This is a genomic window from Streptomyces sp. NPDC050548 (assembly GCF_044457385.1).
Taxonomy (GTDB): domain Bacteria; phylum Actinomycetota; class Actinomycetes; order Streptomycetales; family Streptomycetaceae; genus Streptomyces.
Genome location: NZ_JBITGV010000009.1, coordinates 300,819 through 327,440, shown reverse-complemented (window position 1 = coordinate 327,440; position 26,622 = coordinate 300,819). Strand labels below are relative to the sequence as shown.

24 protein-coding genes are annotated in these 26,622 nt (G+C 72.0%); 17 read left to right on the top strand and 7 right to left on the bottom strand.

What is annotated here, in order from left to right; all coding sequences use genetic code 11:
- Window positions 1-145: 145 nt before the first annotated feature.
- Together ligA and ACIBJH_RS26005 are read right to left on the bottom strand one after the other, a co-directional pair.
- Window positions 146-2,266 carry an NAD-dependent DNA ligase LigA gene (gene ligA / locus ACIBJH_RS26010; RefSeq protein WP_399119255.1) on the bottom strand — a complete coding sequence of 707 codons (2,121 nt, stop codon included), beginning with the start codon at window positions 2,264-2,266 and terminating at the stop codon, window positions 146-148.
- A gap of 72 nt (window positions 2,267-2,338) precedes the next feature.
- Window positions 2,339-2,986: an Lrp/AsnC family transcriptional regulator gene (locus ACIBJH_RS26005; protein ID WP_399119254.1), complete on the bottom strand. Its 648-nt coding sequence runs from the start codon at window positions 2,984-2,986 to the stop codon at window positions 2,339-2,341.
- 161 nt (window positions 2,987-3,147) lie between these two features.
- Here ACIBJH_RS26005 and ACIBJH_RS26000 point away from each other — a divergent pair, with 161 nt between their 5' ends.
- From ACIBJH_RS26000 to ACIBJH_RS25965, 8 genes are all read left to right on the top strand, one after another.
- Window positions 3,148-4,734 (top strand): ABC transporter substrate-binding protein, encoded by a 1,587-nt coding sequence (locus ACIBJH_RS26000; RefSeq protein ID WP_399119253.1) that lies wholly within the window; start codon window positions 3,148-3,150, stop codon window positions 4,732-4,734.
- Window positions 4,709-5,788, top strand: coding sequence for an ABC transporter permease (locus tag ACIBJH_RS25995; protein ID WP_399119252.1), 1,080 nt, complete (start codon window positions 4,709-4,711; stop codon window positions 5,786-5,788). Before ACIBJH_RS26000 ends, ACIBJH_RS25995 begins: the two co-directional genes overlap by 26 nt.
- 20 nt (window positions 5,789-5,808) lie before the next feature.
- Window positions 5,809-6,675, top strand: coding sequence for an ABC transporter permease (locus tag ACIBJH_RS25990; protein WP_399119251.1), 867 nt, complete (start codon window positions 5,809-5,811; stop codon window positions 6,673-6,675).
- Window positions 6,672-7,457, top strand: a complete 786-nt coding sequence (locus ACIBJH_RS25985; RefSeq protein ID WP_399119250.1) for an ABC transporter ATP-binding protein — start codon at window positions 6,672-6,674, stop codon at window positions 7,455-7,457. The genes ACIBJH_RS25990 and ACIBJH_RS25985 overlap by 4 nt, the downstream gene beginning before the upstream one ends.
- Window positions 7,454-8,389 (top strand): oligopeptide/dipeptide ABC transporter ATP-binding protein, encoded by a 936-nt coding sequence (locus tag ACIBJH_RS25980; protein WP_399119249.1) that lies wholly within the window; start codon window positions 7,454-7,456, stop codon window positions 8,387-8,389. The genes ACIBJH_RS25985 and ACIBJH_RS25980 overlap by 4 nt, the downstream gene beginning before the upstream one ends.
- 216 nt (window positions 8,390-8,605) lie before the next feature.
- The gene (locus tag ACIBJH_RS25975) at window positions 8,606-9,769 is read left to right on the top strand and encodes a M24 family metallopeptidase (protein ID WP_399119248.1); all 1,164 of its coding nucleotides are present in this window, start codon (window positions 8,606-8,608) and stop codon (window positions 9,767-9,769) included.
- 52 nt (window positions 9,770-9,821) lie between these two features.
- Window positions 9,822-10,304 (top strand): DUF4440 domain-containing protein, encoded by a 483-nt coding sequence (locus tag ACIBJH_RS25970; RefSeq protein ID WP_399119247.1) that lies wholly within the window; start codon window positions 9,822-9,824, stop codon window positions 10,302-10,304.
- A gap of 101 nt (window positions 10,305-10,405) precedes the next feature.
- Window positions 10,406-12,016 (top strand): protein kinase, encoded by a 1,611-nt coding sequence (locus ACIBJH_RS25965; protein ID WP_399119246.1) that lies wholly within the window; start codon window positions 10,406-10,408, stop codon window positions 12,014-12,016.
- 21 nt (window positions 12,017-12,037) lie between these two features.
- Here ACIBJH_RS25965 and ACIBJH_RS25960 read toward each other — a convergent pair whose 3' ends face one another.
- The 3 genes from ACIBJH_RS25960 to paaI all read right to left on the bottom strand — a co-directional run bounded on the left by ACIBJH_RS25960 (window position 12,038) and on the right by paaI (window position 14,759).
- Window positions 12,038-12,826 (bottom strand): SAM-dependent methyltransferase, encoded by a 789-nt coding sequence (locus tag ACIBJH_RS25960; RefSeq protein ID WP_399119245.1) that lies wholly within the window; start codon window positions 12,824-12,826, stop codon window positions 12,038-12,040.
- 158 nt (window positions 12,827-12,984) lie between these two features.
- On the bottom strand, window positions 12,985-14,331 hold the full coding sequence (gene paaK / locus ACIBJH_RS25955; RefSeq protein WP_399119244.1) for a phenylacetate--CoA ligase PaaK: 1,347 nt from the start codon (window positions 14,329-14,331) through the stop codon (window positions 12,985-12,987).
- Window positions 14,328-14,759: a hydroxyphenylacetyl-CoA thioesterase PaaI gene (gene paaI, locus ACIBJH_RS25950; protein WP_399119243.1), complete on the bottom strand. Its 432-nt coding sequence runs from the start codon at window positions 14,757-14,759 to the stop codon at window positions 14,328-14,330. The genes paaK and paaI overlap by 4 nt, the downstream gene beginning before the upstream one ends.
- A gap of 94 nt (window positions 14,760-14,853) precedes the next feature.
- Between paaI and ACIBJH_RS25945 the strand changes: the two genes are divergently transcribed.
- The 9 genes from ACIBJH_RS25945 (at window position 14,854) to paaE (ending at window position 21,781) form a co-directional block, all read left to right on the top strand.
- The gene (locus ACIBJH_RS25945) at window positions 14,854-16,059 is read left to right on the top strand and encodes a thiolase family protein (protein WP_399119242.1); all 1,206 of its coding nucleotides are present in this window, start codon (window positions 14,854-14,856) and stop codon (window positions 16,057-16,059) included.
- Entirely contained in the window at window positions 16,056-16,826 is a 771-nt protein-coding gene (locus ACIBJH_RS25940; protein WP_399119241.1) for an enoyl-CoA hydratase/isomerase family protein, read from the top strand. Before ACIBJH_RS25945 ends, ACIBJH_RS25940 begins: the two co-directional genes overlap by 4 nt.
- Window positions 16,823-17,689, top strand: coding sequence for a 3-hydroxyacyl-CoA dehydrogenase family protein (locus ACIBJH_RS25935; RefSeq protein WP_399119240.1), 867 nt, complete (start codon window positions 16,823-16,825; stop codon window positions 17,687-17,689). The genes ACIBJH_RS25940 and ACIBJH_RS25935 overlap by 4 nt, the downstream gene beginning before the upstream one ends.
- A gap of 127 nt (window positions 17,690-17,816) precedes the next feature.
- The gene (gene paaA / locus ACIBJH_RS25930) at window positions 17,817-18,809 is read left to right on the top strand and encodes a 1,2-phenylacetyl-CoA epoxidase subunit PaaA (RefSeq protein ID WP_399119239.1); all 993 of its coding nucleotides are present in this window, start codon (window positions 17,817-17,819) and stop codon (window positions 18,807-18,809) included.
- The gene (gene paaB / locus ACIBJH_RS25925; protein WP_033278572.1) at window positions 18,806-19,090 is read left to right on the top strand and encodes a 1,2-phenylacetyl-CoA epoxidase subunit PaaB; all 285 of its coding nucleotides are present in this window, start codon (window positions 18,806-18,808) and stop codon (window positions 19,088-19,090) included. Before paaA ends, paaB begins: the two co-directional genes overlap by 4 nt.
- A gap of 9 nt (window positions 19,091-19,099) precedes the next feature.
- Complete coding sequence (gene paaC / locus ACIBJH_RS25920; protein WP_399119238.1) at window positions 19,100-19,936, top strand: 1,2-phenylacetyl-CoA epoxidase subunit PaaC; 837 nt, start codon at window positions 19,100-19,102, stop codon at window positions 19,934-19,936.
- Complete coding sequence (paaD, locus tag ACIBJH_RS25915) at window positions 19,930-20,436, top strand: 1,2-phenylacetyl-CoA epoxidase subunit PaaD (protein ID WP_399119237.1); 507 nt, start codon at window positions 19,930-19,932, stop codon at window positions 20,434-20,436. Before paaC ends, paaD begins: the two co-directional genes overlap by 7 nt.
- On the top strand, window positions 20,436-20,672 hold the full coding sequence (locus ACIBJH_RS25910) for a hypothetical protein (RefSeq protein WP_399119236.1): 237 nt from the start codon (window positions 20,436-20,438) through the stop codon (window positions 20,670-20,672). Before paaD ends, ACIBJH_RS25910 begins: the two co-directional genes overlap by 1 nt.
- Entirely contained in the window at window positions 20,669-21,781 is a 1,113-nt protein-coding gene (gene paaE, locus ACIBJH_RS25905; protein ID WP_399119235.1) for a 1,2-phenylacetyl-CoA epoxidase subunit PaaE, read from the top strand. Before ACIBJH_RS25910 ends, paaE begins: the two co-directional genes overlap by 4 nt.
- 67 nt (window positions 21,782-21,848) lie before the next feature.
- Here the strand turns inward: paaE and ACIBJH_RS25900 are convergent, their stop codons facing one another.
- Both ACIBJH_RS25900 and ACIBJH_RS25895 read right to left on the bottom strand, forming a co-directional pair.
- The gene (locus ACIBJH_RS25900; protein WP_399119234.1) at window positions 21,849-23,471 is read right to left on the bottom strand and encodes a protease pro-enzyme activation domain-containing protein; all 1,623 of its coding nucleotides are present in this window, start codon (window positions 23,469-23,471) and stop codon (window positions 21,849-21,851) included.
- A 142-nt stretch (window positions 23,472-23,613) separates the two neighbouring features.
- Window positions 23,614-26,499 carry an AAA family ATPase gene (locus ACIBJH_RS25895; protein ID WP_399119233.1) on the bottom strand — a complete coding sequence of 962 codons (2,886 nt, stop codon included), beginning with the start codon at window positions 26,497-26,499 and terminating at the stop codon, window positions 23,614-23,616.
- Between the last annotated feature and the right edge of the window lie 123 nt (window positions 26,500-26,622).

Here is a 26,622-nt window from a genome sequence, read left to right as displayed (position 1 = left end):
CCGCAGCGGCTGTGTGGCGTCCATTCTGCCCTTGTCGCGGAGTGCGGGAGGTCGCTCCTGGGAGTGAAAGGGGCCCCGACCGGACGGGGGAGACCGGCCGGGGCCGCACACCATGAAGGACGGCCGACCGGCCCGGTTCGTTCCCTCAGCCGAGGTAGTCGGCGATCAGGACCGCGAACTCCTCGGGGGTGGCCAGCCGGATGCCGAGCGATTCGGCCTTGGCGCGCTTCGACCCCGCGTTGGCGCCCGCGACGACCAGGGTGGTCTTCTTGGAGACGCTGGAGGAGGAGCGGCCACCGGCACGTTCGACGAGTTCGTTCATCTCGTTGCGGCTCAGCTTCTCCAGCGGGCCGGTCATCGCGCCGGTGACGACCACCGCCATCCCGGCCAGCGGACCGTCCGCCGTGGCCGCACCCGCACCCGCACCCGTATCAGCGTCCAGCGTGCCGTCGCCTTCGGCCGCCGCCTCGTCCGTCACGGGCGTCGGCGGCGTCGCGCCGGGTTCGGTCATGTTGACCCCGGCGGCGGCCAACTTGTCGATGAGCGGGGCCAGTTCGACGAGTTCGGCGACGATCGAGGGTGCCTTCTCGGTGCCGATGCCCTCGACCCTCTGCATCGTCTCCGCGTCGGCGGCGCGGATGTTGTCCATGGTGGCCAAGTACCGGGCGATACGGCGTGACATTGACCGGCCGGTGCCGCGTACCCCGAGCGCGCACAACACCCGGGACAGCGGCTGCCCCTTGGCCGTGACAATGGCGGCGAGGAGGTTGTCCGTGCTGGTCTCGCCCATCCGCTCCAGGTCCAGGAGTTGCTCGCGGGTCAGGGCGAACACGTCGGCGAGATCGGCGACCAGGCCCGCCTCGACGAGCTGGACGACGCGGGTGTGGCCCAGGCCCTCGATGTCGAGCTGGTCGCGGCCGGCGGCGTAGGACAGGGCGGCGACCAGGTGGCAGTTGCGGCCCTGTTCGCAGCGCCAGCGCAGTTCGCTGGTGTCGATGCCGGAACCGCAGCGCGGGCACACCTCGGGGAAGGCGATGGGCTGTTCCTCGCCGGTCCGTAGATGCGCGACGGGCGCCTCGACGCGCGGGATGACATCGCCGGCCCGGTGGACCATGACGTGGTCGCCCAGACGCAGATCGCGGCGGGTGATGTCGCCCGGGTTGTGGAGGGTGGCGTAGGTGATGGTGGCCCCGTCGATCTCCACCGGTTCCAGGACGGCGCGCGGGGCGATGATGCCGGTGCGGCCCACGTTCCACTCCACCTCCAGCAGTCGGGTGATCTTCTCCACGGCGGGGAGCTTGTAGGCGATCGCCCAGCGCGGGGCCCGCGAGCCCGCCCCGGCGGCCCGCTGGTCGGCGGCGAGGTCGGCCTTGATGACGATCCCGTCGATCCCGAACGGCAGCCCGGCCCGCAGCGCGGCGATCTCCCGCACCCGGCTCAGCACCTCCTCGACCGTGTCGGCGGTGATGCCGGGCACGGGTGTGGTGGCGGTGGTGTTGACGCCCAACTCGGCGGTCCGGTCCATGAGTTCGCTGTGCGCCAGCTCGCCCAGCCGCTCCGCGAGTCCCGCCTCCGTGTCGGCGAGCGGCAGCAGGCCGTAGCCGAAGAACGTCATCGGCACGGTGTAGGCGCGCTCCTTGGCGCGCAGCGTGCCCGCCGAGGCGCCGCGCGGGTTGGCGAACGGCTGTCCGTCGTGCGCGGTGCGGACCTCGTTGGCGTGCTCGAACTGGGCGGTGGTCATGAGGACTTCGCCGCGCACCTCGACGGTGACCGGCTCGGTCAGCTCTGCGGGCAGGCCCTCGATGGTGCCGATCGCGTGGGACACGTCCTCCCCGGCCGTCCCGTCGCCGCGGGTGATCAGCCTGGTGAGGCGACCGTCGACGTAGCGGGCCGCGATCGCCAGGCCGTCGAGCTTCGGCTCGACGCTGAAGCGCGTGATCTCGTGGTCGGTTCTTCGGGCCAGCGAGACGGTCCAGGCGGTGAACTCCTCTGGGGAGAACACATTGTCCAGGCTCAGCATCGCCACCGTGTGCGGGACATCGCCCTCGACCGCGCCGCCGGCGACCTTCCCGGACGGGGAGTCGGGCAGCACCTGATCGGGATGGTCGGCCTCCCACGCGGCGATACCGCGCACCAGCCGGTCGTAGGAGTCGTCGTCCAGCGCCGAGGTGCCCCCGGTGTAGTAGGCGGCCGACGCCTTCACCGCGTCCTCGACCGCCTGCGCGTAGCCGGCGGCATCCACGATCACTGCAGCTGCTGTAGTCATGACCTCATCCTGCCTGCCACCACTGACAATGCCCCGGGCGTGAGCGGCCGGGGCGCACGGAGTCCGTGCCCGTCAGTCCTCCGGATCGGAGGTGCGCTGGAGGTCGGCCCGGCCCTCGGCGGCGCGGATGAAGCGGGTCATGCCGAACTGGCTCGTGCCCGAGGCGTCCTGCGGAGCGCCGGTCGTCGTCTCGCCGGAGCGGGGCGCGGACGGCAGGACGTAGGGGCGGCGGAGCACCTCGTCCAGGATGATCACCGTCTCGGTGGCGCGGACCGCGGGGATCGTGGACAGCCGGTCGGTGACCAGGCGGTGCACGGCGGTGACGTCGGCCACCCGGATCTGGATCATGGCGTCGTGCTGTCCGGTGGTGACGGCGCAGTACTCCACCTCCGGCATCTGGGCGAGCGCCGTGCGGAACTGCTTCCACAGTTCCTGGCGGACCGTGACGAAGATCAGGGCGCAGATCTCAAGACCGACCCGGTTGTGGTCGACGCGGGCGCTGAAGCCGTTGATCACACCGTCGGCACGCAGGGCTTCGAGGCGGGTGTAGGCGTTCGCACGCGAGACACCGACGCGTTCCGCGAGGGCCGCGACGGAGATACGGCCCTGGGTGCGCAGTACATCCAGGATCTTGAAATGCACCGAATCCAGGGCAAGGCCGATGCCGATCCGTCCAGAGCGGCGTTCGGGAGGGGTCTCCGGAGTCGACAGATCTTCCATGTTCGCGCCTCTCCGTTGCATTTCGTCTCGCGGTGATCCCGTCGGCCGAAAGTCCTGGTTAGTTTCAGCCCACCCTAACGGCGAATCGTCCAGGTCCCCTCCCGGTGCCCGTCCGTTCCCGCCCCGCCTTCTTCCGCTCCGCCCTGCTCACGGAGGCACGCATGCCCAGATCCAGTGCCGGGTCGTACCCGGTGGCACTCTCCCTCGTCGCGGTCGCGGCGCTCGCCCTGAGCGCCTGCTCCGGCGGTACGAGCGCCTCCGGTTCCTCGGCCGGCAAGACCCTGGTCGTCGACACGTCGTTCAACCTGAAGACCGCCGACCCGGGCCGTGAGTTCGAGCCGACCGGGCAGATCGTGGACAAGGCGCTCTACGAGACGCTGCTGACCTTCAAGGGCTCCGACGTCACCAAGCCGGTGCCGGGCCTCGCCTCCTCGTACGAGCAGTCCGCGGACGGCAGGACGCTCACCCTGCATCTGCGGTCCGGCGCGAAGTTCGCGGACGGCAGCGCGGTCACCGCCGACGACGTCGTGTTCTCGCTGAACAGGGTGATCGCGCTCAAGGGCAACCCGTCGTTCCTCCTCGACGGCGTGACGGTCACCAAGACGGACGCCTCGACGGTCACCCTGGTGTCGAAGAAGGCCAACCCCGCCCTGCCCTTCATCCTCCCCAACCCCGCGCTCGGCATCCTCAGCGCCAAGACCGTCCAGGCCCACGGCGGCTCGGCGACCTCGACGGACGGGGCGGAGAAGTACCTCAACACCACGTCGGCGGGCTCCGGTCCGTACACGCTGACCTCGTTCAACACCAACACCGAGGTCGTCCTCGCGAAGAACCCCAAGTACACGGGCGCGGACAAGCCGACCTACGACAAGATCGTCATCCGCAACGTCCAGGCCCCCACCCAGAAGCTGAACGTCCAGCGCGGCGACAGCCAGATCGCCCTCGACCTCACCTCCGACCAGGTCACCGGGCTCGCCGGGGGACTCAAGGTGGACAGCGGCGCGTCCTCGGACGTGATCTTCCTGCTGCTCAACCGGAACACCAAGGTCAGTTCCACGACGGCCGACGCGAAGTTCGCGGAGGCGGTGCGCAAGGGCATCGACTACAAGAGCCTGCTCTCGCTCGCCGGCAGCGGCTCCGTCCAGCCCGCCGGGATCATCCCCTCGACCTTCCTCGGCGCCCTGCCCGCCTCCGCGGCCGCCGGCCGCGACCTCGCCGGGGCGAAGGCGGCCCTGAAGGCGAGCGGCATCGCCAAGCCGTCCGTGACGCTCGGCTACGCCAGCGACCTGACCGTCGACGGACTGTCCCTGCAGACACTCGCCGAACGGGTCCAGGCCCAGCTGAAGGAGGTCGGCATCACCGTCACGCTGGCCCCCGCGCCGACCACCACGGAACTGGACAACTACCGCAACGGAAAAGAGCAGTTGGGCCTCTGGTACTGGGGCCCGGACTACCCGGACCCCAGCGACTACCTGACCTTCCTGCCCGGCAACCTGGTCGGCCTGCGCGCGGGCTGGAAGGCCGGCGCCGACCCCGCCCTCACCGCGCTCGGCGACAAGGCCGCCACCACGATCGGCGACGACGCCCGCAAGACGCTGTACGAGCAGATACAGACCAAGCTGAACACCGACGGCCCCTTCATCCCGCTGATGCAGCCGAGCCGCAACACGGTCTACGCCGCGTCCGTCACCGGCGTCGCCTACAACCCCGTATGGACGATCGATGTCGCCGCGCTGGGCACGAAGTAGGGACACAAGGGGTGGCAGGCGGCTCCTCGCCCGCCACCCCCTGGCCCGCTTCCTCCTCCGCCGTACCGCCACCGCCGTCCTGCTCGCCGTCGGCGTGACCCTGGTGACGTTCGTCCTCACCAACCTCGTCCCGGGCGACCCGGCGGCGGCCAACCTCGGCCAGCGGGCGATCGGCGACCCGGCGATCGTCGCGCAGTGGCGGCACGCGAACGGCCTGGACAAACCGCTGCCCGTCCAGTACGTCACCTACCTCGGCAACCTGCTCCAGGGCGACCTCGGCGAGTCCCAGCAGAGCCATCAGCCGGTCCTCACCGACCTGTCCACCGCCGTCCCCGCCACCCTGGAACTCGCCGGGGCCGCGATCGTCGTCTCGCTGATCGTGGGCGTGGCGTTCGGCGTCGTGGCGGCGCTGCGCCGGGACCGCTTCACCGACCAACTCCTGCGGGTCGTCAGCCTGTTGGGCGTGTCGGTGCCGACGTTCTGGCTGGCGCTGCTCGCCTTCTACATCTTCTTCTACCGACTCGGCTGGGCCCCGGGCAGCGGTCGCCTCGACCCCGGCATGACCGCCCCACCCCATGTCACCGGCCTCTACACGGTCGACGCGGCACTCGCGGGCCAGTGGCCGGTGTTCTGGAACGCGGTGGGCCATCTCGCCCTGCCCGCACTGGTGTTGACGGCGTACACGGTCGGCCTGCTCACCCGTTTCACCCGCTCCGCCGTCCTGGAGGTCCTCAACCAGGACTACGTCCGCGCGGCCCGCGCCAAAGGCCTGCCCGGCCGTACCGTCCTCTTCCACTACGTCCTGCGCGCGGCCCTCGTGCCCGTCGTCACGGTCGCCGGACTGGCCTTCGGCGCCCTCCTCTCGGGCACCGTCCTGGTCGAGTCGATCTTCGCCTGGCCGGGCCTCGGCGCCTACGCCTACCGCAGCGCGACCACCCTCGACCTGCCCGCCGTCATGGGCGTCGGCCTGGTCGTCGGCCTGGTGTACCTGACCGTCAACCTCGCCGTGGACGTCCTGTACGGCGTGATCGACCCGAGGGTGAGGGTCCAGTGAAGGGCAGTCCTGAAGGGCGAGTGAAGTTCTCCCTCCTACGACGCCTGCCACCCGCCTGGCGCCGCCCCCTCGCCGTCACCGGCGGCCTGGTCGCCGTGTTCTGGCTGCTGATCGTGGTCGCCGCCCCGCTGCTCGCCCCGCACGACCCCCTCGCGCAGAACCTGCCCCGGCTGGCCGCTCCAGGCGCCGGACACTGGTTCGGCACCGACGAGTTGGGCCGGGACGTGCTGAGCCGGGTGCTGTACGGCGCCCGGGTCTCCATCCCCCTGGCCCTCCTGCTGGTGGCCATGTCCCTTTTGGTCGGCGGGGTGTTGGGAGCCTGCGCCGGGTTCTTCGGACGCTGGGTGGACGAGACCGTGATGCGGATCGCGGACCTGGTGTTCGCGTTCCCCACCGTCATCCTCGCGATGGTGGTCGCCGCCGCGCTCGGCGCCAGCCTCCAGAACGCGGTACTGGCCGTCCTGGTGGTGTCCTGGCCGTCGTACGCACGCGTCACCCGGGGCCTGGTGATGGGACTGCGCAACCGTGAATTCGTGCTCAGCGGACGGCTGTTGGGCTTCTCCGCCTGGCGTTCGCTGCGCGTCGACATTCTGCCCAACGTCCTCGGACCGCTGCTCGTCCTGGCCACCCTCGACATCGGTACGGCGACCCTGCTGCTGTCCGGACTGTCCTTCCTGGGGCTCGGGGCCAAGCCGCCGACCGCCGAGTGGGGCGCGATGGTGGCGGACGGCACCCAGCAGTTCGACAAGTGGTGGATCGGGGTCTTCCCGGGCCTGGCCATCCTCACCGTCGTGCTCGCCTTCAACTTCCTCGGCGACACGCTCCGGGACGCCCTCGACCCCGGCACGGCCCGCACCATCGGCGCGGAGAAGGAGCGTGTCGGATGACCGCCGGCAATGTGCTGGAGATCAGCGGCCTCACCCTCGACCTCGGCGGCCGTCGCATCCTCGGCGGAGTCGACCTCGCGGTGCGGCCCGGTCAGGTGCATGGGCTCGCGGGGGAGAGCGGTTCGGGCAAGACGATGACCGGGCTCGCGGCGCTCGGTCTGCTGCCGCCGGGCGCCCGTACCGGCGGCCGGATCGAGTTGGAGGGCACCGACCTGCTGACCCTGCCGCCCCGTCAACTGGCCGCGCTGCGCGGCCGATCGGTGAGCATGGTGTTCCAGGACCCGTCCACCAGCCTGCACCCGATGCTCAGCATCGGACACCAGCTCACCGACCATCTGCGCCACCACCTGAAGCTGAACCGCAAGGCGGCGAAGGAGCGGGCCGCCGAGCTGCTGACCCAGGTCCGCATCCCCAACCCCCGTGAGGCGCTGGGGCGTTACCCGCACCAGTTCTCCGGCGGGATGCGGCAGCGCATCGCGATCGCCATCGCGCTGGCCTGCGAGCCGAAGGTGCTGATCGCCGACGAGCCGACCACCGCCCTCGACGTGACCGTGCAGGCAGGCGTACTGCGGCTGTTGCGCGGCCTGTGCGACGAACTCGGCCTCGCCGTCCTGCTGGTGACCCACGACCTCGGTGTGATGTCCGCGATCGCCGACGAGGTGAGCGTGATGCGCCACGGCCTGGTCGTCGAGACCGGCCCGCGCGGCCGGGTCCTCACCGAGCCGCGGCACGAGTACACCCGCCAGCTCCTGGACGCGCTCCCCGGAAGGAGCACCGTATGACCCCCCTCCTCTCCGTCGACGACCTGGTCGTCCAGTACCACCGGCCGGGCGCCTCGCCCACCCGGGCCGTCGCCGGGGTCAGCCTCCAGGTGCGGGCGGGCGAAGTCGTGGGCCTGGTGGGCGAGTCGGGCTGCGGCAAGTCCACCCTGGCCCGGGCGGTCTGCGGCCTCACCCCGGCCGCGGAAGGGCGGATCACCTACGACGGCACACCGGTACGCCCCCTGCGCGTCCGCCGCCGCGATCCCGCCCTCACCGGCGTCCAGATGGTCTTCCAGGACCCCTACGGCTCCCTCAACCCCCGGCGCCGGGTGGGCGCGCAGATCGCCGACGGCATCCGTACCGCGACCGGGCGGGGGGAGGCGGTGGACGGGGCGACTCCGGAGGACCTGCTGACCCGGGTCGGCCTGCCGGCGGAGGCCGCCGAGCGCTATCCGCAGGAGTTCTCCGGCGGCCAGCGGCAGCGCATCGCCATCGCCCGCGCGCTCGCCGCCCGGCCCCGACTGCTCGTCGGGGACGAACCGATCTCCGCGCTCGACGCCTCCGCCCAGCTCCAAGTGGCCACGCTGATGCGGTCGTTGGCCGTCGAGTCGGGCGCCGGACTGCTGTTCATCAGCCACGACCTGTCCGTCGTACGGCTGATCGCGGACCGGATCGCGGTCATGTACCTCGGGCGGATCGTGGAGACCGGACCCACCGCCGAGGTCTGGGCCGAACCCCGACACCCTTACACCCGCGCCCTGTTGGCCGCCGTACCGAAGCCGGACGGAGCGGGTGTGCTGCCCGCCGAACTCCCCGGCGACGTCCCCGACCCCGCCGAACCGCCCAGCGGCTGCCGTTTCCACCCCCGGTGCCCCCAGGCCTTCGACGGCTGCGACCGCGAGGAACCGCAGCTGATCGCGGGGGGTGTCGCGTGTCGTCTGTACGCGGCGTGATCGGGAGGGGCGGCGGGGGCCGTGCGCTCGCCGCAACGCCGATCCGCACCCCTCGCGGCTCGCGCGCGGCGCCGCTCCACCCGGGCAGCGCTTGATCGCGGTGCCCTGCCCGCCGTCCGTGTGCCCGGGGCTCCCTTCCGCACGCGGCGGAACCTCGCCCGCAGATCGTCCCGCAGACCGCACGCCGAGCCTCGCGCCGAACCTCACGGAGAGCCGATGTCCGCCACCCCGCCGCCCGACGGCGACCACCCCCGCCACCCGGCCGCACCACTCACGAGCCTCTACCCGGCCGACCGCCTCCACCGCGCCCGGGAGGCGGCGGCCCGGGCCGGTCTTGACGCCCTGCTGATCTCGCCCGGAGCCGACCTGCGCTATCTGACCGGCTACGACGCCCTGCCGCTGGAGCGGCTGACCTGCCTGGTCCTGCCGGTCGACGACGACCCCTTCCTGCTCGTCCCGGCCCTGGAGGAACCCGCCGCCCGGGCCTCCCCGGCCGGTGACCTCGGCATCGAGATCACCGGCTGGCACGAGACCGACGACCCGTACGCGCTCGTCGCGGCCCGGCTGCCCGCCCGGACGGCCCGCGTCGGCGTCGACAACCGCATGTGGGCGGAGAAGTCCCTCGCCTTCCGCGCCGTACTCCCGGGCGCGGAGCAGGAGTTGGCCGGGGCGGTGCTCAACGGGTTGCGGATGCGCAAGACCCCGCAGGAGGCGGACGCCCTGCGCCTGGCCGGTGCGGCCATCGACCGGGTGCACGCCCGCATGGGGGAGTGGCTGCGGGCCGGACGCACCGAACGCGAGGTCGGCCGGGACATCGCGGACGCCATCGTCGCCGAGGGGCATGTGCGGGCCGACTTCGTCATCGTCGGCTCCGGCCCCAACAGCGCAAGCCCGCACCACGAACTCTCCGACCGCGCGATCAGCCCCGGAGACCCGGTGGTGGTCGACATCGGCGGTACGACCCGGGACGGCTACTGCTCGGACTCCACGCGCGTATACGCGGTCGGCGAGCCGCCCGCCGAGTTCCGCCGCCTCCACGACGTGCTGCTGCGCGCCCAACGCGCCCAGACCGACGCCGTACGACCGGGTCTGACGGCAAGTCAACTCGACGCCGTGGGACGGGACATCATCACCGACGCCGGATACGGGCCGCACTTCATCCACCGCACCGGACACGGCATCGGACTGGAGAGCCACGAGGAGCCGTACATCGTGGCCGGCAACCCGCTCCCGCTCGCGCCCGGCATGGCCTTCTCCGTCGAACCCGGCATCTATCTGCCCGGCCGGTACGGAGCGCGGATCGAGGACATCGTGATCTGCGCCGAGACGGGCGGCGAACGCCTCAACCGCAGGCCACGGAACCTGGTCGTCCTTCCCTGACCGACGACCCGGGCCACCCCGCTCCACCAGTCACCCACCCCAAGGATCCGCCATGCCCGCTCCACCGCCCCCCTCCGCCCGTCCCGCCGCCGACGGCGGTGCCCGCCCGGGTGGCGCGCCCGCCGAACTGGCCGAGGTGTGGACGGTGATCACGGGAATGTACGAGGGCTACACCGCGGGCGACCGGGAGCGCATCGACTCCTTCCTCGACCCCGAGGCCACCATCTGGGACTCGGCGACCCGCGAACTCATCCGCGGCAGAACGGAGTTGAACCGGGTCCGGGACGGCCGCCCCACCTCCGAGGGCGGCCCCGACGAGACCGGCCTCACGGCCTACGACCAAGTCGTCGACGTCTTCGGGGACTTGGCGGTGGCCCGCTACTGGCTACGGGTCGACTACCGTGCGGCGCCGCCGGAACTGGCCCGCATCACGGCGGTCCTACGGCGTGCCGGTCCCGACGGGCGCTGGCTCGTCGTGCACCTGCACGAGGACATCCACGGGCAACTGTCGGCCGATGGCGGGTTGTTGGCCTGACGTCGGTGATCGCACCCCTAGGATGTCGGGTCGGAGCCCGGCCGCGTCGACCTCACGGTGGACCCGGTGATCGTCGGGCCCGCTCAAGGAGGACATGTTCCGTGCTTTCGCTCGATGGGTCCGACCCCTCGCACATAGGCCGCTACCGTCTGGTCGGCAGACTCGGCGAGGGCGGGATGGGGACGGTGTACCTCGCCCGGTCGCCCGGCGGCCGTCCCGCCGCCGTGAAGGTGATCAACGACCAACTCCGGCACGACGAGCACGCGTTGAGCCGGTTCCGCCGCGAGGTGGAGACCCTGGCCACGGTCCGCAGCGCCTACACGGCCTCGCTCATCGACGCGGAGCTGGACACACCGCCGTACTGGCTGGCCACCGAGTACGTGCCGGGGCCCACACTGCACGCCGCCGTCGTGAGCGGTGGACCGCTCCCCGCGGACCTGGCCCGGGTCATGCTGGCCGCCCTCGCCGAGGGGCTTGACGCCATCCACGTCCGCGGTGTGTGGCACCGCGACCTCAAGCCGCACAACGTCATCCTCTCCGCCACCGGCCCGCAGCTGATCGACTTCGGCATCGCCAGGTCCACCGACGCGTCCAACCTCACGCAGGCCGGCAGCGCGATGGGCAGTCCCGGATACATCGCGCCGGAGACCTTCACCGGCGGCCGGACCGGTCCGGAGGCGGATGTGTTCGCCCTCGGCGCCACCCTGGCGTTCGCCGTCACCGGCCGACCCCCTTACGGGGACGGGCCGTTCGCGGCCGTGTCCTACCGCTCGGTGCACGGGGAGATCGACCTGGCGGGCGTGGACCCCGGCGTCGCGGAGCTGATCGAGGCCTGCGTGCGCAGCGATCCCGCGCAGCGCCCCACCCCGCAGCGCATCATCGAACTCGCCCGGGCCGAGGCCGACCTCGTCCACCATCCCGCCTACCAACGCGCCCTCGCCGTCGGCTCGTTGACGGACCGGGAGCGGGCCGCGACCGTCGTCGACCTCGGGGGCGGTGCGGTCTCCCTGGCTCCGGACGCGCTGACGGCCACCCTGGACAGCGCCCGGCAGCCCCACGCCGTCACGCTCCTCGCCCCTGAGGCGGGCTTCGACACCCCCGCGCCGGGCGCCTACGGTCCCTATCCGCCTGCGCAGCCGGACAGTGGCGGAAACCGACGCGGGCGCCGCGCGCTGTGGGCCGCCGTCGGCGCGGCCTCACTGGTCGTCGCCGGCACCGCCTCACTGCTGGTGTCCCACGCCTTCCAGGACAAGGACTCCACCTCCGCCCACGCCTCACCGTCCGCGAGTTCCAGCCGGGCCGCCGACACGTCGGCCAGTCCGTCCGCGAGCGGTGCGACGGCGTCTCCTTCCGCGTCCGGCACGGGCGCGGCCAAGCTGCCCGACGCCCTGGTGGTGAAGCCGCCCTTCACCTTCGACCCCGGGAAGGTTCTGGAGACCGTCCGCTCCAGGCTGATCATGCAGACGGACGGCAACCTGGTGCTCTACGACCAGGACGGCACCGCGCACTGGGCGAGCCAGACCTCGGGCGAGGGGAACACGGCGGTGTTCCAGGCGGACGGCAACCTGGTGGTCTACAACGCCCAGACGCAACCGGTGTGGGCCAGCAACACGGGAGGCGCCGCCGGGGCGACCCTCAAGGTGCTGGAGGACGGCAACATGGTCATCGCGACCGACGGCGGCGTCGTATGGCAGACCGATACCGCGCATTGACAGCACGGTAGGTGCGAGGGCTCAGGGGATCCGCGCGACCGCCGCGTAGATCCCGCTGCCCTCCGGGGTCTCGCCCGGTGTCGGGGGGTTCCACTCCGTCGCCGTCACCAGGCCGGGCTCCACCAGGTCGAGGCCGTCGAAGAAGCGGGCGACCTCCGGGCGGGTGCGGAAGCCGAGCTTGATGCCGCCCTTGGCGTACTCGGCGGTGACCTGCGCGGCCAGTTCGGGGTAGAGGTCGGACGCGGCGTGCGACAGGACCAGATAGCTGCCGGACGGCATGGTGGCGACGAGGTCATGGACGATGCCGTGGGCATCCTGCTCGTCCGGGATGAAGTGCATCAGCGCGATCAGCGAGAGGGCGATCGGGCGGCCGAAGTCCAGGACGTGGCGGGCGTGTTCGACGATCGCCTCGGGCTCGCGCACATCGGCCTGGATGTAGTCGGTGACCCCGTCGGGGTGGCTGATCAGCAGCGCCTCGGCATGGCGCAGCACGATCGGGTCGTTGTCGGTGTAGACGACCTTCGCGGCCGGCACCGTCCGCTGCACGATCTGGTGCAGGTTGGGCGCGGTGGGGATGCCCGTGCCGATGTCCAGGAACTGGTCGATGCCCCGGCCGGCCAGCCAGGTCGCCGCGCGGTGCATGAACTGACGGTTCTGCCGGGCCGCGTCCTTCGCCTCGGGCGGCAGTTTCTCCCCCACGGCCTCGTCGACCGGGTAGTTGTCCTTGCCGCCCAGCAGCCAGTCGTAGACCCGCGCGGGATGGGCCTTGCCGGTGTCGATCTGCGGGGCCGACTGCGGGTCGGTCGTCATGGCAACTCCATCGTGCCGAGCGGACGGATCGGGACAAGCTCTCGATCATCGTACTCGGGACGGTCATGTGGCCTGTGGGGGAGGGGAGTTGGGGGGGGGGGGGGGGGGGGGGGGGGGGGCCCCCGCCCCCCCCCCCCCCCCCCCCCCCCCCACGGACGTCACTGCTCCCGCAGGTCCTTGACCCGGCGGATCTTGCCCACCGAGCGCTCCAGCGTCTCGGGGTCGACGATCTCCACGTCCACGGTCACGCCCACACCGTCCTTGACGCCCTTGCCGATCGCGGCCGCCGCGGCCGTCCGCTGCTCGGGGCCGGCGCCGGGGCGGGCCTCGGCGCGGACCGTCATGTGGTCCATCCGGCCGCGCCGGGTCAGCTGGATGGTGAAGTGCGGGGCGACGGCGGGGGTGCGCAGGATGATCTCCTCGATCTGGCTGGGGAAGACGTTCACCCCGCGCAGGATGATCATGTCGTCGCTGCGGCCGGTGATCTTCTCGATCCGCCGGAAGGCCGGGCGGGCCGTGCCGGGCAGCAGCCGGGTCAGGTCACGGGTGCGGTAGCGGATGATCGGCAGCGCCTCCTTGGTGAGGGAGGTGAAGACCAGCTCGCCGTTGTCGCCGTCGGGGAGCACCTCGTCGGTGAACGGGTCGACGACCTCCGGGTAGAAGTGGTCCTCCCAGACGTGCAGGCCGTCCTTGGTCTCCACGCACTCCTGCGCCACCCCAGGGCCGATCACCTCCGACAGGCCGTAGATGTCGACCGCGTGGATGTCCATGCGCTCCTCGATCTCGCGGCGCATCTCCTCCGTCCACGGCTCGGCGCCGAAGATGCCCACCTTGAGGGAGCTGGTGCGCGGGTCGATGCCCTGGCGCTCGAACTCGTCGAGGAGGGTCAGCATGTAGGACGGGGTGACCATGATGATCTCGGGCTCGAAGTCCTGGATGATCTGCACCTGTCGGGCGGTCATGCCGCCGGAGGCGGGGATCACGGTGCAGCCCGCGCGCTCGGCGCCGTAGTGCGCGCCCAGACCGCCGGTGAACAGCCCGTAGCCGTACGACACATGGACCTTGTGGCCGGGACGGCCGCCGGCCGCGCGGATCGAACGGGCCACCACGTCCGCCCACATGGAGAGGTCGTTCTCCGTGTAGCCGACGACCGTGGGGCGGCCGGTGGTGCCGCTGGAGGCGTGCACGCGGCGGACCTGGTCCATGGGGACGGCGAACATGCCGAAGGGGTACGTCTCCCGCAGATCCGCCTTGGTGGTGAAGGGGAACCGGGCCAGATCCTCAAGGGTGCGGCAGTCGCCGGGTTTGACCCCGGCCTCGTCGAACTTGCGGTGGTACAGCTCCACGTTGTCGTACGCGTGCCGCAACGTGGCCTGGAGCAGGCCGAGTTGGTGCGCACGCAGTTCCTCGCGGGTGAGGCGCTCGGCGGCGTCCAGCAGCGCTTCGGGCAGCGGTTCGCCCAGGCGTGGGCTCTCGGCCACCGGGGCCTTCGGGTCGCTGCTCATGGAGACTCCTTCGTCCTCGTGCTGTCGATACTGCGGCTCCGTCCCCGGAACTCCGCGATCACCTGGTCGCCGCGCACCACGCTCACGTCGTAGATCCCACTGCGGCCGAACCGGGTGCGCTCGCGCGCGGTCGCCACCAGGACGTCACCCTCGTGCGCCGGGGCGACGAAGTCGATGTCGGCCGCGGCGGCCACGGTCACCGGGCCGTGGCTGTTGCAGGCACAGGCGAAGGCGGAGTCGGCGAACAGGAAGAGATAGCCGCCGTGGGCGGTCCCGTGTCCGTTGACCATGGCCGGGGTCACGGTCATACGGAGCACGGCGGTCCCTTCGCCGTGCTCGACGAGCTCGATACCGAGAGCCCGGGACGCCTCGTCCGCGGCGAACATCTTCTCCGTGGGACCGGGGGCCGTGTTCGTGGCCTGCGTCATTTTCCACCACCTTGTGGACCGACCGAACATTCGGTTAGCGTGCGGCACGGCCAAGTAATCCAGCATCACCACTGCCTGTCAAGAGGTGGAACGCATGCCCCTGACCAGCTCCGAGCCCTCCTCCGCCGAGGTCTATCTGATCGACGGGGCCCGCACCCCGCAGGGCCGCTACGGCGGCGCCCTTGCCTCCGTACGGCCCGACGACCTGGCGGCGCTGGTCGTCGGCGAGGCGGTCCGCCGGGCCGGGATTCCGGCCGAGGAGGTGGACGAGGTGATCCTCGGCGCCGCCAACCAGGCCGGCGAGGACAACCGGGACGTGGCCCGGATGGCCGTCCTGCTGGCGGGGCTGCCGCACACCGTGCCCGGCTACACCGTCAACCGGCTCTGCGCCTCGGGACTGACCGCCGTGGCCTCGGCCGCGCAGGCGATACGCGCCGGAGAGGCGGACCTCGTCGTCGCCGGCGGTGTCGAGTCGATGACCCGGGCGCCTTGGGTCATGGCCAAGCCCGGCACCCCGTGGGCCAAGCCGGGGGAGGTGCACGACACCTCACTGGGCTGGCGCTTCACCAATCCGCGCTTCGCCGCCCAGGACACCCTGTCCATGGGCGAGACGGCCGAGGAGGTCGCCGCGCTCGACGGCATCACCCGCGCCGACTCCGACGCCTTCGCGCTGCGCAGCCATCAACGGGCCGTCGCCGCACAGGAATTGGGCCACTTCGACCGGGAGATCGTGCCGGTCGCGGTGAAGGACGGGGAAGTCACCCGAGACGAGGGCCCGCGCCCCGGCACCACGCTGGAGAAGCTCGGCTCCCTGCGCACCATCTTCCGCGCCGGTGGCATCGTCACCGCCGGCTCCTCCTCGCCGCTGTCCGACGGCGCCGCCGCCCTGGTCGTCGCGAGCGGGGCGGCGGTCCGACGTCACGGACTCACCCCCAGGGCCAGGATCGTCACCTCCGCCTCGGCCGGAGTGCAGCCCCACCTCATGGGTCTGGGCCCGGTCCCCGCCACCGAGAAGGCGCTCGCCCGCGCCGGATGGGGAACCGGCGACCTGGACGCCGTAGAACTGAACGAGGCCTTCGCCGCGCAGGCGCTCGCGGTCACGCGTCGCCTCAAGCTCGACGAGGACAAGGTCAACGCCGACGGCGGCGCCATCGCCCTCGGCCACCCCCTCGGCTGCTCCGGCGCCCGCATCCTGCTCACGCTGCTCGGTCGCCTTGAGCGGGAGGACGGTCGCCGGGGTCTGGCCACGCTGTGCGTGGGTGTCGGCCAGGGCGTCGCGATGCTCGTGGAGCGGGTGTGAGCGCCCCCACGTCGTACGAGACTCTCCGCGTCGACGAGCGCGCGGACCGCGTCGTCGTCACCCTGCACCGCCCCGACGCCCGCAACGCCATCAGCGGGCTGATGATCCGTGAACTGCACGCCGTCTGCGAGCAGTTGGAGCACGACCCGAAGCTGCTGCTGCTCACCGGTCACGGCGGGGTCTTCGCGGGCGGCGCCGACATCGCGGAGCTGCTGGAGCGCGGGCGGGACGAAGCTCTGCAGGGCATCAACAGCCGGCTGTTCGAGCGCGTACGCCGACTGCCGATGCCGACCCTCGCGGCGGTGGACGGATGGGCACTGGGCGGCGGCGCGGAGTTGTCGTACGCCTGTGATCTGCGGATCGCCGGTCCGGACGCCGTCTTCGGGAACCCGGAACCCGGCCTCGGGATCCTCGCCGCGGCCGGTGCCTGCTGGCGGCTGCCCGAGCTGGTCGGTGAGTCGGTGGCCAAGCAGGTGCTGCTCGCCGGACGGAACCTAGACGCGGCGGCGGCGCTGGCCGCAGGGCTTGTCATCGACGTCGTACCGGCGGAGAAGCTGCTGGACGAGGCGCACGCGCTGCTCGACCGGATGGCCCGGTCCTCGGCCACCGCGCTGCGGCTCACCAAGCTCGTGGTCGATTCGCCGGGCGCCCACCCGATCGCCGACGACCTCGCGCAGGCCGTGCTCTTCGAGGGGCAGGACAAGAAGGACCGGATGACACTCTTCTTGAATAAGAGGGGCCTGGAGAAGAGGAGTAGCCGCGCATGAGCCCAACACCCCATTCCGCGCCAGCAGTTGTAGGAGTCATCGGCGGCGGCCGGATGGGCGCCGGTATCGCGCAGTCCTTCGCCGCCGCCGGGTCGTCCGTGACCGTCGTGGAGAGCGGTGAGCAGGCCTCGGCCGCCGCGCTGGACCGGGTCGCGACCGGACTGAAGCGGGCCGCCGAGCGCGGCCTGCTCGGCGAGCCCGCGGAGCAGGTGCTCGACCGCGTCACCATGGCCGACGCGGTCGACGGGCTGCCCGCCGACGCCGACCTCGTCGTCGAGGCCGTCCCCGAGGACGCCGGGCTCAAGGCCCGGGTGCTCGCGGCGGCCGAGCGGGCGGTGGGGGCGACGACCGTCCTTGCCACCAACACCAGCTCCCTGTCGGTCACCGAACTCGCCGCCGCGCTCACCCGGCCCGGTCGCTTCCTGGGCATGCACTTCTTCAACCCGGTGCCCGCCTCGGCGCTCGTCGAGATCGTCGTCGCGCCCGGCACGGAGGCCGCCACCGTCGGAGCCGCCCTCGACTGGACGCACGCCCTCGGCAAGAAGGACGTGACAGTCAAGGACTCGCCCGGCTTCGCCAGCAGCCGCCTCGGGCTGGCGCTCGGCCTGGAGGCGATCCGCATGGTCGAGGAGGGCGTCGCCGAGCCGGAGGCGATCGACGACGCGATGAGCCTGGGCTACAAGCACCCCATGGGGCCGCTGCGCCTGACCGACCTGGTCGGTCTCGACGTACGGCTGGCCATCGCCGAATACCTGCACTCCACCCTCGGCGAGCGCTTCGCTCCGCCGCAGCTGCTGCGCGACAAGGTCGCCCGCGGTGAACTGGGCCGCAAGACGGGACAGGGGTTCTACACGTGGGAGTGAGCATGGGCGGGCGGATGGCGTTTCGCGGGCCGCTGACCAGCCATTCGCCCGGCAGGTCTTGCCTCACCGGGGGAAACCCTTCACACTGGGAACCGAACGAATGGTCGGTAGGGGAGTTGAGGTGTCGATGACGAGCACAGGCACGGAGGCGTCAGCCGCCGACCGGGACGAGACGCGGTTCGAGGAGCAGTTCGACGCCACGATCGCGAAGGACCAGCGGATCGAGCCCCGCGACTGGATGCCCGACGGCTACCGCAAGACCCTGATCCGGCAGATCGCGCAGCACGCGCACTCCGAGATCATCGGGATGCAGCCGGAGGGCGACTGGATCACCCGCGCGCCCTCCCTGCGCCGCAAGGCGATCCTCTTCGCGAAGGTGCAGGACGAGGCCGGACACGGGCTGTATCTGTACTCGGCCGCCGAGACCCTGGGCGCGGACCGCGCCGAACTGACCGAGGCGCTGATCGAGGGCCGGCAGAAGTACTCGTCGATCTTCAACTACCCGACGCCGACCTTCGCCGACGTCGGCGTGATCGGCTGGTTCGTGGACGGCGCGGCGATCTGCAACCAGGTGCCGCTGTGCCGCTGCTCGTACGGGCCGTACGCGCGGGCCATGGTGCGGGTGTGCAAGGAGGAGTCCTTCCACCAGCGCCAGGGCTTCGAGCTGCTGCTCACGATGATGCGCGGGACGGACGCGCAGCGGGCCATGGTGCAGGACGCGGTGGACCGTTGGTGGTGGCCGTCGCTGATGATGTTCGGCCCGCCCGACGACGACTCGCCCAACTCGGCCCGCTCCATGGCCTGGAAGATCAAGCGGCACAGCAACGACGAACTGCGCCAGCGCTTCGTCGACATGACCGTCCCGCAGGCCGCGAAGCTCGGAGTCACCCTGCCCGACCCGGAGTTGAGCTGGAACGAGGAGCGCGGCCACCACGACTTCGGCACCCCCGACTGGTCCGAGTTGCAGCGCGTGATCAAGGGAGACGGACCGCGTAACGCCGAGCGGGTCTCCCGCCGCAGGGCCGCCCACGAGGAGGGCGCCTGGGTCCGGGAGGCGGCCACCGCCCACGCGGCCAAGCAGGCCGCCCGTACGAAGAAGACCGAAGGAGCGGCGGCATGACGCAGGACTGGCCCCTGTACGAGGTGTTCGTGCGCGGCAAGCGCGGACTGAACCACGTCCACGTCGGCTCGCTGCACGCCGCCGACGACGCGATGGCCCTCACCCACGCCCGCGACCTCTACACGCGGCGCAACGAGGGCGTGTCCATCTGGGTCGTGCGCTCGGAGCACATCGCCGCCTCGACCCGTGACGAGAAGGACCCGTTCTTCGCGCCGAGCGCCGACAAGGTCTACCGCCACCCCACGTTCTACGACATCCCCGAAGACGTCCCCCACATCTAGGAGCAGGGAATGAGTGACGACCACGTCTATCTGTCCCTGGCCGAGGGGCACGACGACAGCGACGCCCGCTGGGCCTTCGGCACCGGCTTCGAGGACCCGCTGCACGGCGTCGACCAGAGCGTGCCGGAGGGGACGGACACCGCTCAACTGGCCGCGTACTGCCTGGCACTTGGCGACGACGCGCTCGTCAGCGCCCAGCGGCTGGCCCAATGGTGCACCGCCGCCCCCGAGTTGGAGGAGGAGGTCGCGCTGGCCAACATCGGGCTCGACCTGCTCGGCCAGACCCGCCTGCTCTACGCCCGCGCCGGTCAGGTCGACGGCACCGGACGCGGCGAGGACGCCTACGCCTACTTCCGCGACGCCGACGCCTTCCGCAACGTACGGCTGGCCGAACTCCCCAACGGCGACTTCGCGTTCTCCATCACCCGCCTGCTGGTGCTGTCCTCCTGGCGACTCGCCCTCTTCGAGCGCCTCGCCGTCACCACGTCGGACCCGGTGCTCGCGGCCATCGCCGCCAAGGGTGTCAAGGAGCTTGCGTACCACCGCCAGTACGCCGCCGAGTGGGCCGTCCGGCTCGGCGACGGCACCGAGGAGTCACAGCGGAGGATGCGGGACGCGCTGGTCGCCGTCGCGCCCTACGTGGACGAACTCTTCGCGGAGACGGGGGAGTTGGAGGCCGAGGTGCTGGCCGTGCTCCACCAGGTCACCGACGCCGCCGGGCTCGTCTGGCCCGAGGTGGCACCCGTCCCCGGACACGGCCGCGACGGCGACCACACCGAACACCTCGCCCCTCTGCTCACCGAACTCCAGAGCGTGGCCCGCGCCCACCCGGAGGCGGCATGGTGACCACCCTGCTCGACGCGCGGCGCGCCCGGCACATCGCCGCGCAGGTGCCCGACCCCGAGATGCCCATGCTCACGCTGGCCGACCTCGGCGTACTGCGTGACGTCGAATTGCGCGAGGACGGGACGGTCGTCGCGAGCCTGACGCCCACCTACTCCGGCTGCCCCGCCATGGCCGAGATGCGCGCCGAGGTGGCCGCGCGGCTGACGGACGCCGGGTACGCGCGCGTGGAGATCCGTACGGTCCTGACCCCGCCCTGGAGCAGCGACTGGATCACCCCGGCCGGCCGCGCCAAGCTCACCGAACACGGCATCGCGCCGCCCGGCGCCGCCCCGCGCGGTCCGCTGGTGCTCACGCTGTCGCCGACCCGCCGTACGGTGGCCTGCCCCCGCTGCGGGGCGACGGACACCGAGGAGACCTCGCACTTCGCCGCGACCTCCTGCAAAGCCCTGTGGCGGTGCCGCGCCTGCCGCGAGCCGTTCGAGTACGTCAAGGAGATCTGATGGCGAGCCCCCACCACTCGATTGTGGCGAGCCCCCGACACCTGCTCGCGATGAGCGCGGTGAGCGCCCGGTCCCCGCTCGCAGTGAGCCCGGCGAGTCCTCAACTCCAGCCCGTGGAGGGCACGATGAGCCGCCGGCTCCCGCTCGCGGAGGTCACGGCGAGCACTCGGTCCCCGTTCGCGGAGAGTCCGGCGAGTCCCCAACTCCCGCCCGTGGAAAGGACGGTGGACCAGTGACCGCCCCGGCCCCCACCACTTCCACCACCCCCGCCCGCCCGGCGCGCCGCCGCCCGGCCTTCCACGCGCTGCGGGTCGCGGCCGTAGAGCCGCTGTGCGAGGACGCCGCCGCCATCAGCTTCGACATCCCCGACCACCTCGCCGAGGAGTTCGCCTACCGGCCCGGCCAGTCGCTCACGCTCCGCCGCGAGGTCGAGGGTCGCGACGAGCGCCGCTCGTACTCCATCTGCTCCCCGGCGGGAGCGCGCCCGCGCATCGGCGTACGGGTCGTCCCCGGCGGCCTGTTCTCCTCCTGGCTGGTCGACGAGGTACGCCCCGGAGACACCGTCGAGGTGATGGCCCCCACCGGTGCCTTCACCCCCGACCTGACCCTCCCCGGCCATCACGTCCTGATCGCCGCGGGCTCCGGAATCACCCCGATGCTGTCCATCGCGGAATCCGTCCTCGCCGCCGACACCCGCTCCCGCGTCACGCTCTTCTACGGCAACCGGCGCTCCGACACGGTGATGTTCGCCGACGACCTCGCCGACCTGAAGGACCTGCACCCCGGCCGCTTCCAGCTCGCGCACATCCTGTCCCGGGAACCGCGCGAGGCCGAGATCCTCTCCGGCCGCCTCGACGCCGACCGGCTCACCACGCTCGTCGACGCCCTCGTGGACGTGGAGACCGCCGACCACTGGTGGCTGTGCGGCCCGCACGGCATGGTCCGGGACGCCCAGCACGTCCTCGCCGCACTCGGCGTCCCCGCCGACCGTGTCCACCAGGAGCTGTTCTACGCCGACGACGAGCCCGTCCGGCCGAACGAACACGTCGACAAGGCCTACGGCGGCCCGGTCAGCCAGGTGAGCGTCACGCTCGACGGGCGTACCACCAACTCCGCGCTGCCCAAGGACAGTTCGATCCTCGACGGCGCCCAGAAGACCCGGCCCGATCTGCCGTTCGCCTGCAAGGGCGGCGTCTGCGGCACCTGTCGCGCGCTGGTCACCGACGGCACGGCGGACATGCGGCGCAACTACGCCCTCGAACCCGCCGAGGTCGACGCGGGTTACGTCCTCACCTGCCAGACCTTCCCGGTGTCCGACACCCTCGCCGTCGACTACGACAGCTGACACTTCTACGGACGTGCAGAGCGGGCCGGGAGGGATCCCGGCCCGCTCTTGGCTCAGTTACCGACGGTCAGCCGAGGAGCTTGGCCGCCAGGGTCGCCGCGTTGTACGAACCCCAGCCGGTGGTGAAGTCCCAGCCGCTGGCGGCGGAGTAGGCGCCGTTGCTGCCGCTGGTGATGTCGTGGAAGCCGGTGCCGCTCGCCGTGTAGAGCGCGGGGTTGGCGAAGCCGAGGTTGGCCTTGCCGGCGGCCGCGGCCTGCTGGTTGTAGAGCGCGCCGAAGGCCGCCCACTCGGGCGCGGCGGCGCTGGTGCCGCCGACCGTGCCCCAGCTGCCCTGCGAGTAGATCGAGACGCCGGGGCTCGGGTTGGCGAGCGCCGACACGTCGGGCACCTGGCGGTAGCCGCCGCCCGCGGTCTTCTGCACCGCGGTCTGCCAGCTCGGGATCTTGAAGACGGAGGACTTGCCGCCGCCACCGCCCGACCACGCCGTCTCCTTGCTCCACGCGTTGGCGGAGGTGACGGTCAGCGTGGTGCCGCCGACGCCGGTGACGTACGGGTCGCTGGCCGGGTAGTCGACGGTGGTGGTGCCGTCGCCCGCGTCGTCCGAGCCGTCGTCGCCGGAGGCCGCGTAGAAGCCGAGGCCCTCGGCCGCGCCCGCCTTGAAGACGGCGTCCACGGCGTTGATGTTGGAGGTGGTGCGCTGGCTCTCGGAGGCGCCCCAGCTGATCGAGGTGGTCGGGATGCCGCTGTCGACGATGGCCTGGTAGGTGTCGACCTCACCGGCGTCGGAGTTGGGGCCCTCGAAGACGGTGACGTTCGCCTTCGGGGCGATCGCGTGCAGGACCTCGATGTCCAGCTCGACCTCGACCTGACCGTCACCGAGCGCGCCGGAGCCGCCGTCGACCTTCGAGACGGTCGGAGTGGGCGAGCCCAGGCTGTAGTTGGTGTCGTACTTGGTGATGTTGGCCTGCTGGAAGCCGTCGAACTCCAGCAGCGCGATCTTCTGGCCGCTGCCGGTGTACGTGCTGGAGACGTTGTAGCCGCCCTTGATCTGGGCCGGGGTGTAGCCGCCGCCGGGGCCGTTGTGCGGGTTGACCTTGGCGGAGCCCTGGTGGTGCAGCTGGGCGCGGTTGTTGAGGCCGGTCACGTCGCTGACGAGCCCGGCGATGCCGGTGGGCAGGGTCGGCGCGGTCTCGTTGGCGTAGAACGCGCGGCCCGACTTGGCGTCCTTCCACGTCGACAGCTTGGTGCCGAACGCCTTCTCCAGCTGGGCGGCGGTGCCGCTGGCGTCGACCAGCAGGTTCCCCGAGTGGACCTTGCCGACGGTCAGACCCTGGGCGAGCAGGAAGTCCTTGACCTGCTTGACCTCGGCGTCGGTCCGGCCGAACCGGGCCGCGAACTGCGCCTTCGTCAGATAGTGGCCGTACGAACTCGACCGCGGATTGCTGACGCCTGCGACGAACGTGTCCAGCGCCTTGTCGTTTCTGGGCGTCAGGCTGATGGCCACCGATATGCGCTTGCCGGCGGCGACGGCGCCGGTGCGGGACGCGTCGTGGTTCAGGCCCTTGAGGACATCTCCCGCGACGGCGGCGCGAGTTGCGTGCGGCTGGACGGCGGCGTAGGCGCTGGGGACGGCGGCGGCGAGCAGGGCCGGTACGGCGACGAGGCCGACCAGCTTCAGACGTGACGTCACGGAAGTCCTCCGAGGAGTGGGGGGTTGCTGTCCCGGAAGCGGAACGGGTTTCACCGTAGGAACACCGACCCCACCCGCATAAGCGGGGGAACCCTTGCGTCACGTGTTAACAGCGGGTGTCACATGAACCGCGGACGACAGGTCAGCGGCGGGTGTCGAGGGTGCGGGGGGTCCGCAGCCTGCCCGGCTGACTGATCGTCACCGCCTGTGTGACGGGCTGCTGTTGGTCGTCGTCGCCGACGCTCACGGTCGCCGCTCCGGACGCGATCACGGCGACCGCCATGGCATGGGCGAGCGCGGTGCGCGAACGGACGCCGACCTTGCGGTAGACCCGAGAGAGGGTGCCCTCGACCGTCTTGACGCTGATGAACAGCTCGGCGGCGACCTCCCGGTTGGTGGCACCCCCGCCGACCAGTTCGGCCACCCGTGCCTCCGTGGGAGTGAGTTCGGGCCGTCCGTCACCGTCCCGGTCGCCGGCCTCCAGCCGGGCCAGTTCGTCGCCCGCCCGCGCCGCCAGCGGAACGGCACCGATACGGGTCGCGGTCTCCAGCGCCTCGCCGAGCGCGGTACGGGCCGCGTTGCGGTGGCGGGCCCTGCGCTCGACCGCGCCGAGCGAGATGAGAGTGCGTACCAGGTCCACGGGCAGGGGGAGTTGACGCAGCCGGTCCACGGCGGTGCGCAGCCGTACCGACCCCTCCTTCGCCCGGCCGAGACCGGCCTCGCGCAGCCCCTCCGCGCGTTCCAGGGCCGCCAGTACGCTGCCGGGCGCGTCGCCGGACACGCGTGCGCGGGCCTCGTCGAGCACCGCCCCGGCCTCGTCCGTCTCGCCCAGCACGACCAAGGCCTCGGCCAGGTCGCTGTACCAGTGCAGCAGGGGAGGGTCGGCGGCCGACATGGCCTCGCCGAGTTCCTTCACGCGCTGCAGCGCCTCGACCGCCGCGGCGGCCCCGCGCGGATCGCCGGCCAGCAACTCGGCCTGCCCCAGCACCGCGAGGGCGCGCAGCAGGAACAGCCGGTCGCCGTCCGCCTCCGAGGCCCGCACCGCCTGCCCGGCCAACTCCCGTGCCTCGTCGGCACTGCCGCCCGCGGTCGCCGCGAGCGCCGCCGCGTACAGCGCCGGAGCCGCCTGTACGCCGGTCTCGGCCACGGCACGGGTGCAGCGGGCGGCGGTGTGCAGCGCTTCCCGGCAGTGCCCGGCGCGCACTTGGATGCGGGTCAGGGCGACCAGGGTCGCCATGAACTCCTCGACCCCGGCGAACTCCCCGATCTCCGCGAGGAGTTCGGTCACCCGCCGCTGGGCCTCGGTGACCTTGTCGGAGTCCAGCGCGAGGATCGCCCGCATCCGGATCAGGCCCCAGCTCTCCGGTCCGGCGCCCGCGCCGCCGGTCAGCGAGAGCGCTTCCGCCAACGCGGCGTCGGCGGCGACCGGTTCACCGCCCAGCGAGCGCACCCGGGCCAGGGTCGCGAGTGCCCCGATCCGGGTGTCGGTGTCGCCGGCCACGGCCGCCTGCCGGGCCGCGCGCCGGGCATGTCTGGCGGCCTGCGCCAACTCCCCGCAGAGCAGGCCCCGTACCGCCGCCCAGTGATGCAGCCACGCCTCCGCCTCGGGATCACCGGCCGCGTCCCGGAGCCCTTCCTCGATCAGCGCGTGCGTACCGTGCAGGGCTTGACCGGCGTTGCGCAGCAGGACCAGCCGCGCCCGCACCCGCTGCCGGGCCGAGCCCGATCCGGCGAGGACGGTCTCGGCCGCTTGTCCCGCCTCCTCCAACTGCCCGGCGTCACAGGCGTATTCGGCCGCCGCCAGCAGCCGGTCGGCGTGCTCGGCCGGTCGGTCGCGCGGAGTGCGCAGGGCCGCGAGCCCGGCGAGTTCGAAGGCCGCGTCGGGGTCACCGTCGCGGCGGGCGGACTCGGCGGCGGCCAGCAGGGTGCGGGCGGTGGTCTCGTCCTCGTAGGGGTGGGCGAGCGCGAGGTGCCGGGCCCGCTCCACGGGATCGGTGACCGCGGCGGCCAGGAGCGCGTGCGCCTGTCGCCGGCCGTACTCGGGAGCGTCGGCGTAGACGGCGGCGCGGAGCAGCGGATGCCGGAAGCGGACGGTCCCGTGGGCGTCGGCGGTCGCGAGCCCGATCTGCTCGGTCTCCGCCAGGTCCGCGGCCGGATCGTCGAACCCGGCGGCGCGCAGCAGCGTGAGCGTGGGGCGGGCGGCGGCGCTCGTGACGAGGAGGGTGTGCCGCGTGTTCTCCGGCAGGGTGTGCACCCCCTCCAGCAGCAGGGTGCGCAGCCGGTGCGGGACGGGCAGCGTCCGGCCGAGGCCGACGGCCGCCGCGTCGCGCGGGGCCGCCCGCTCCAACTCCAGGGCGTACCAAGGGTTTCCGGCGGCCGTGTCCTGGACGGCCCGCAGCACCGCCGGTGGCAGGTCGGCGGGCAACAGCCGTGCCACCTCGTCGTCGGTCAGTGGTGGCACGGGCAGTTCGACGGTGCCGGGCGGGCAGCAGCGCGGCCGTTCCGGTTGTTCGCCGTCTGCCACCCGCTCGGCGGCCACCACCCTCACGTCGAGGCCCTCGACACGGCGTACGACGAAGGCGAGCACCTCTGCGGTCTGTTCGTCGAGCCACTGGAGGCCGTCGAGGACCAGCAGCACCGGGCCGGTGGCCGCGAGGGTGCGCAGCACGTCGAGAACGGCGACACGGACGGCGAGCCCGCCACGGTCGCCGACCGGTACCTCGCCGCGCAACAGGGCGGCCTGCAGGGCCAATTGGGGTTCGGGTGCCAGTGCATCGAGGCAGCTCTCCGGCACGCGTGCGAACAGGTCGACGAGACCGGCGAACGGCAGCCGGGCGTCCTCCTCGGCGGGCGAGCAGTGCAACACCGTTCCGGACGGCTGGAGATGGGCATCCGATGACGCCACGAGGGCGGCCACGAGCACGGACTTGCCGATCCCCGCCGGACCGTGGAGCAGCACTCCCTGACGGTCCGTCAACTCGGTGCGGGCGGTGCCGATCAGCTCGCGGTGCCCGGTCAACGACCGCACTTCCGCGCCACGGAGGGGCGGGCGGGGCGGTGGGTGCGGCGGGTCTCCGGGCATCTGAGCATGTGTTCATGACAACCGTTACGGAATCGCCTTGTCAATGACCATCGGGAGCGGCGGACGAGC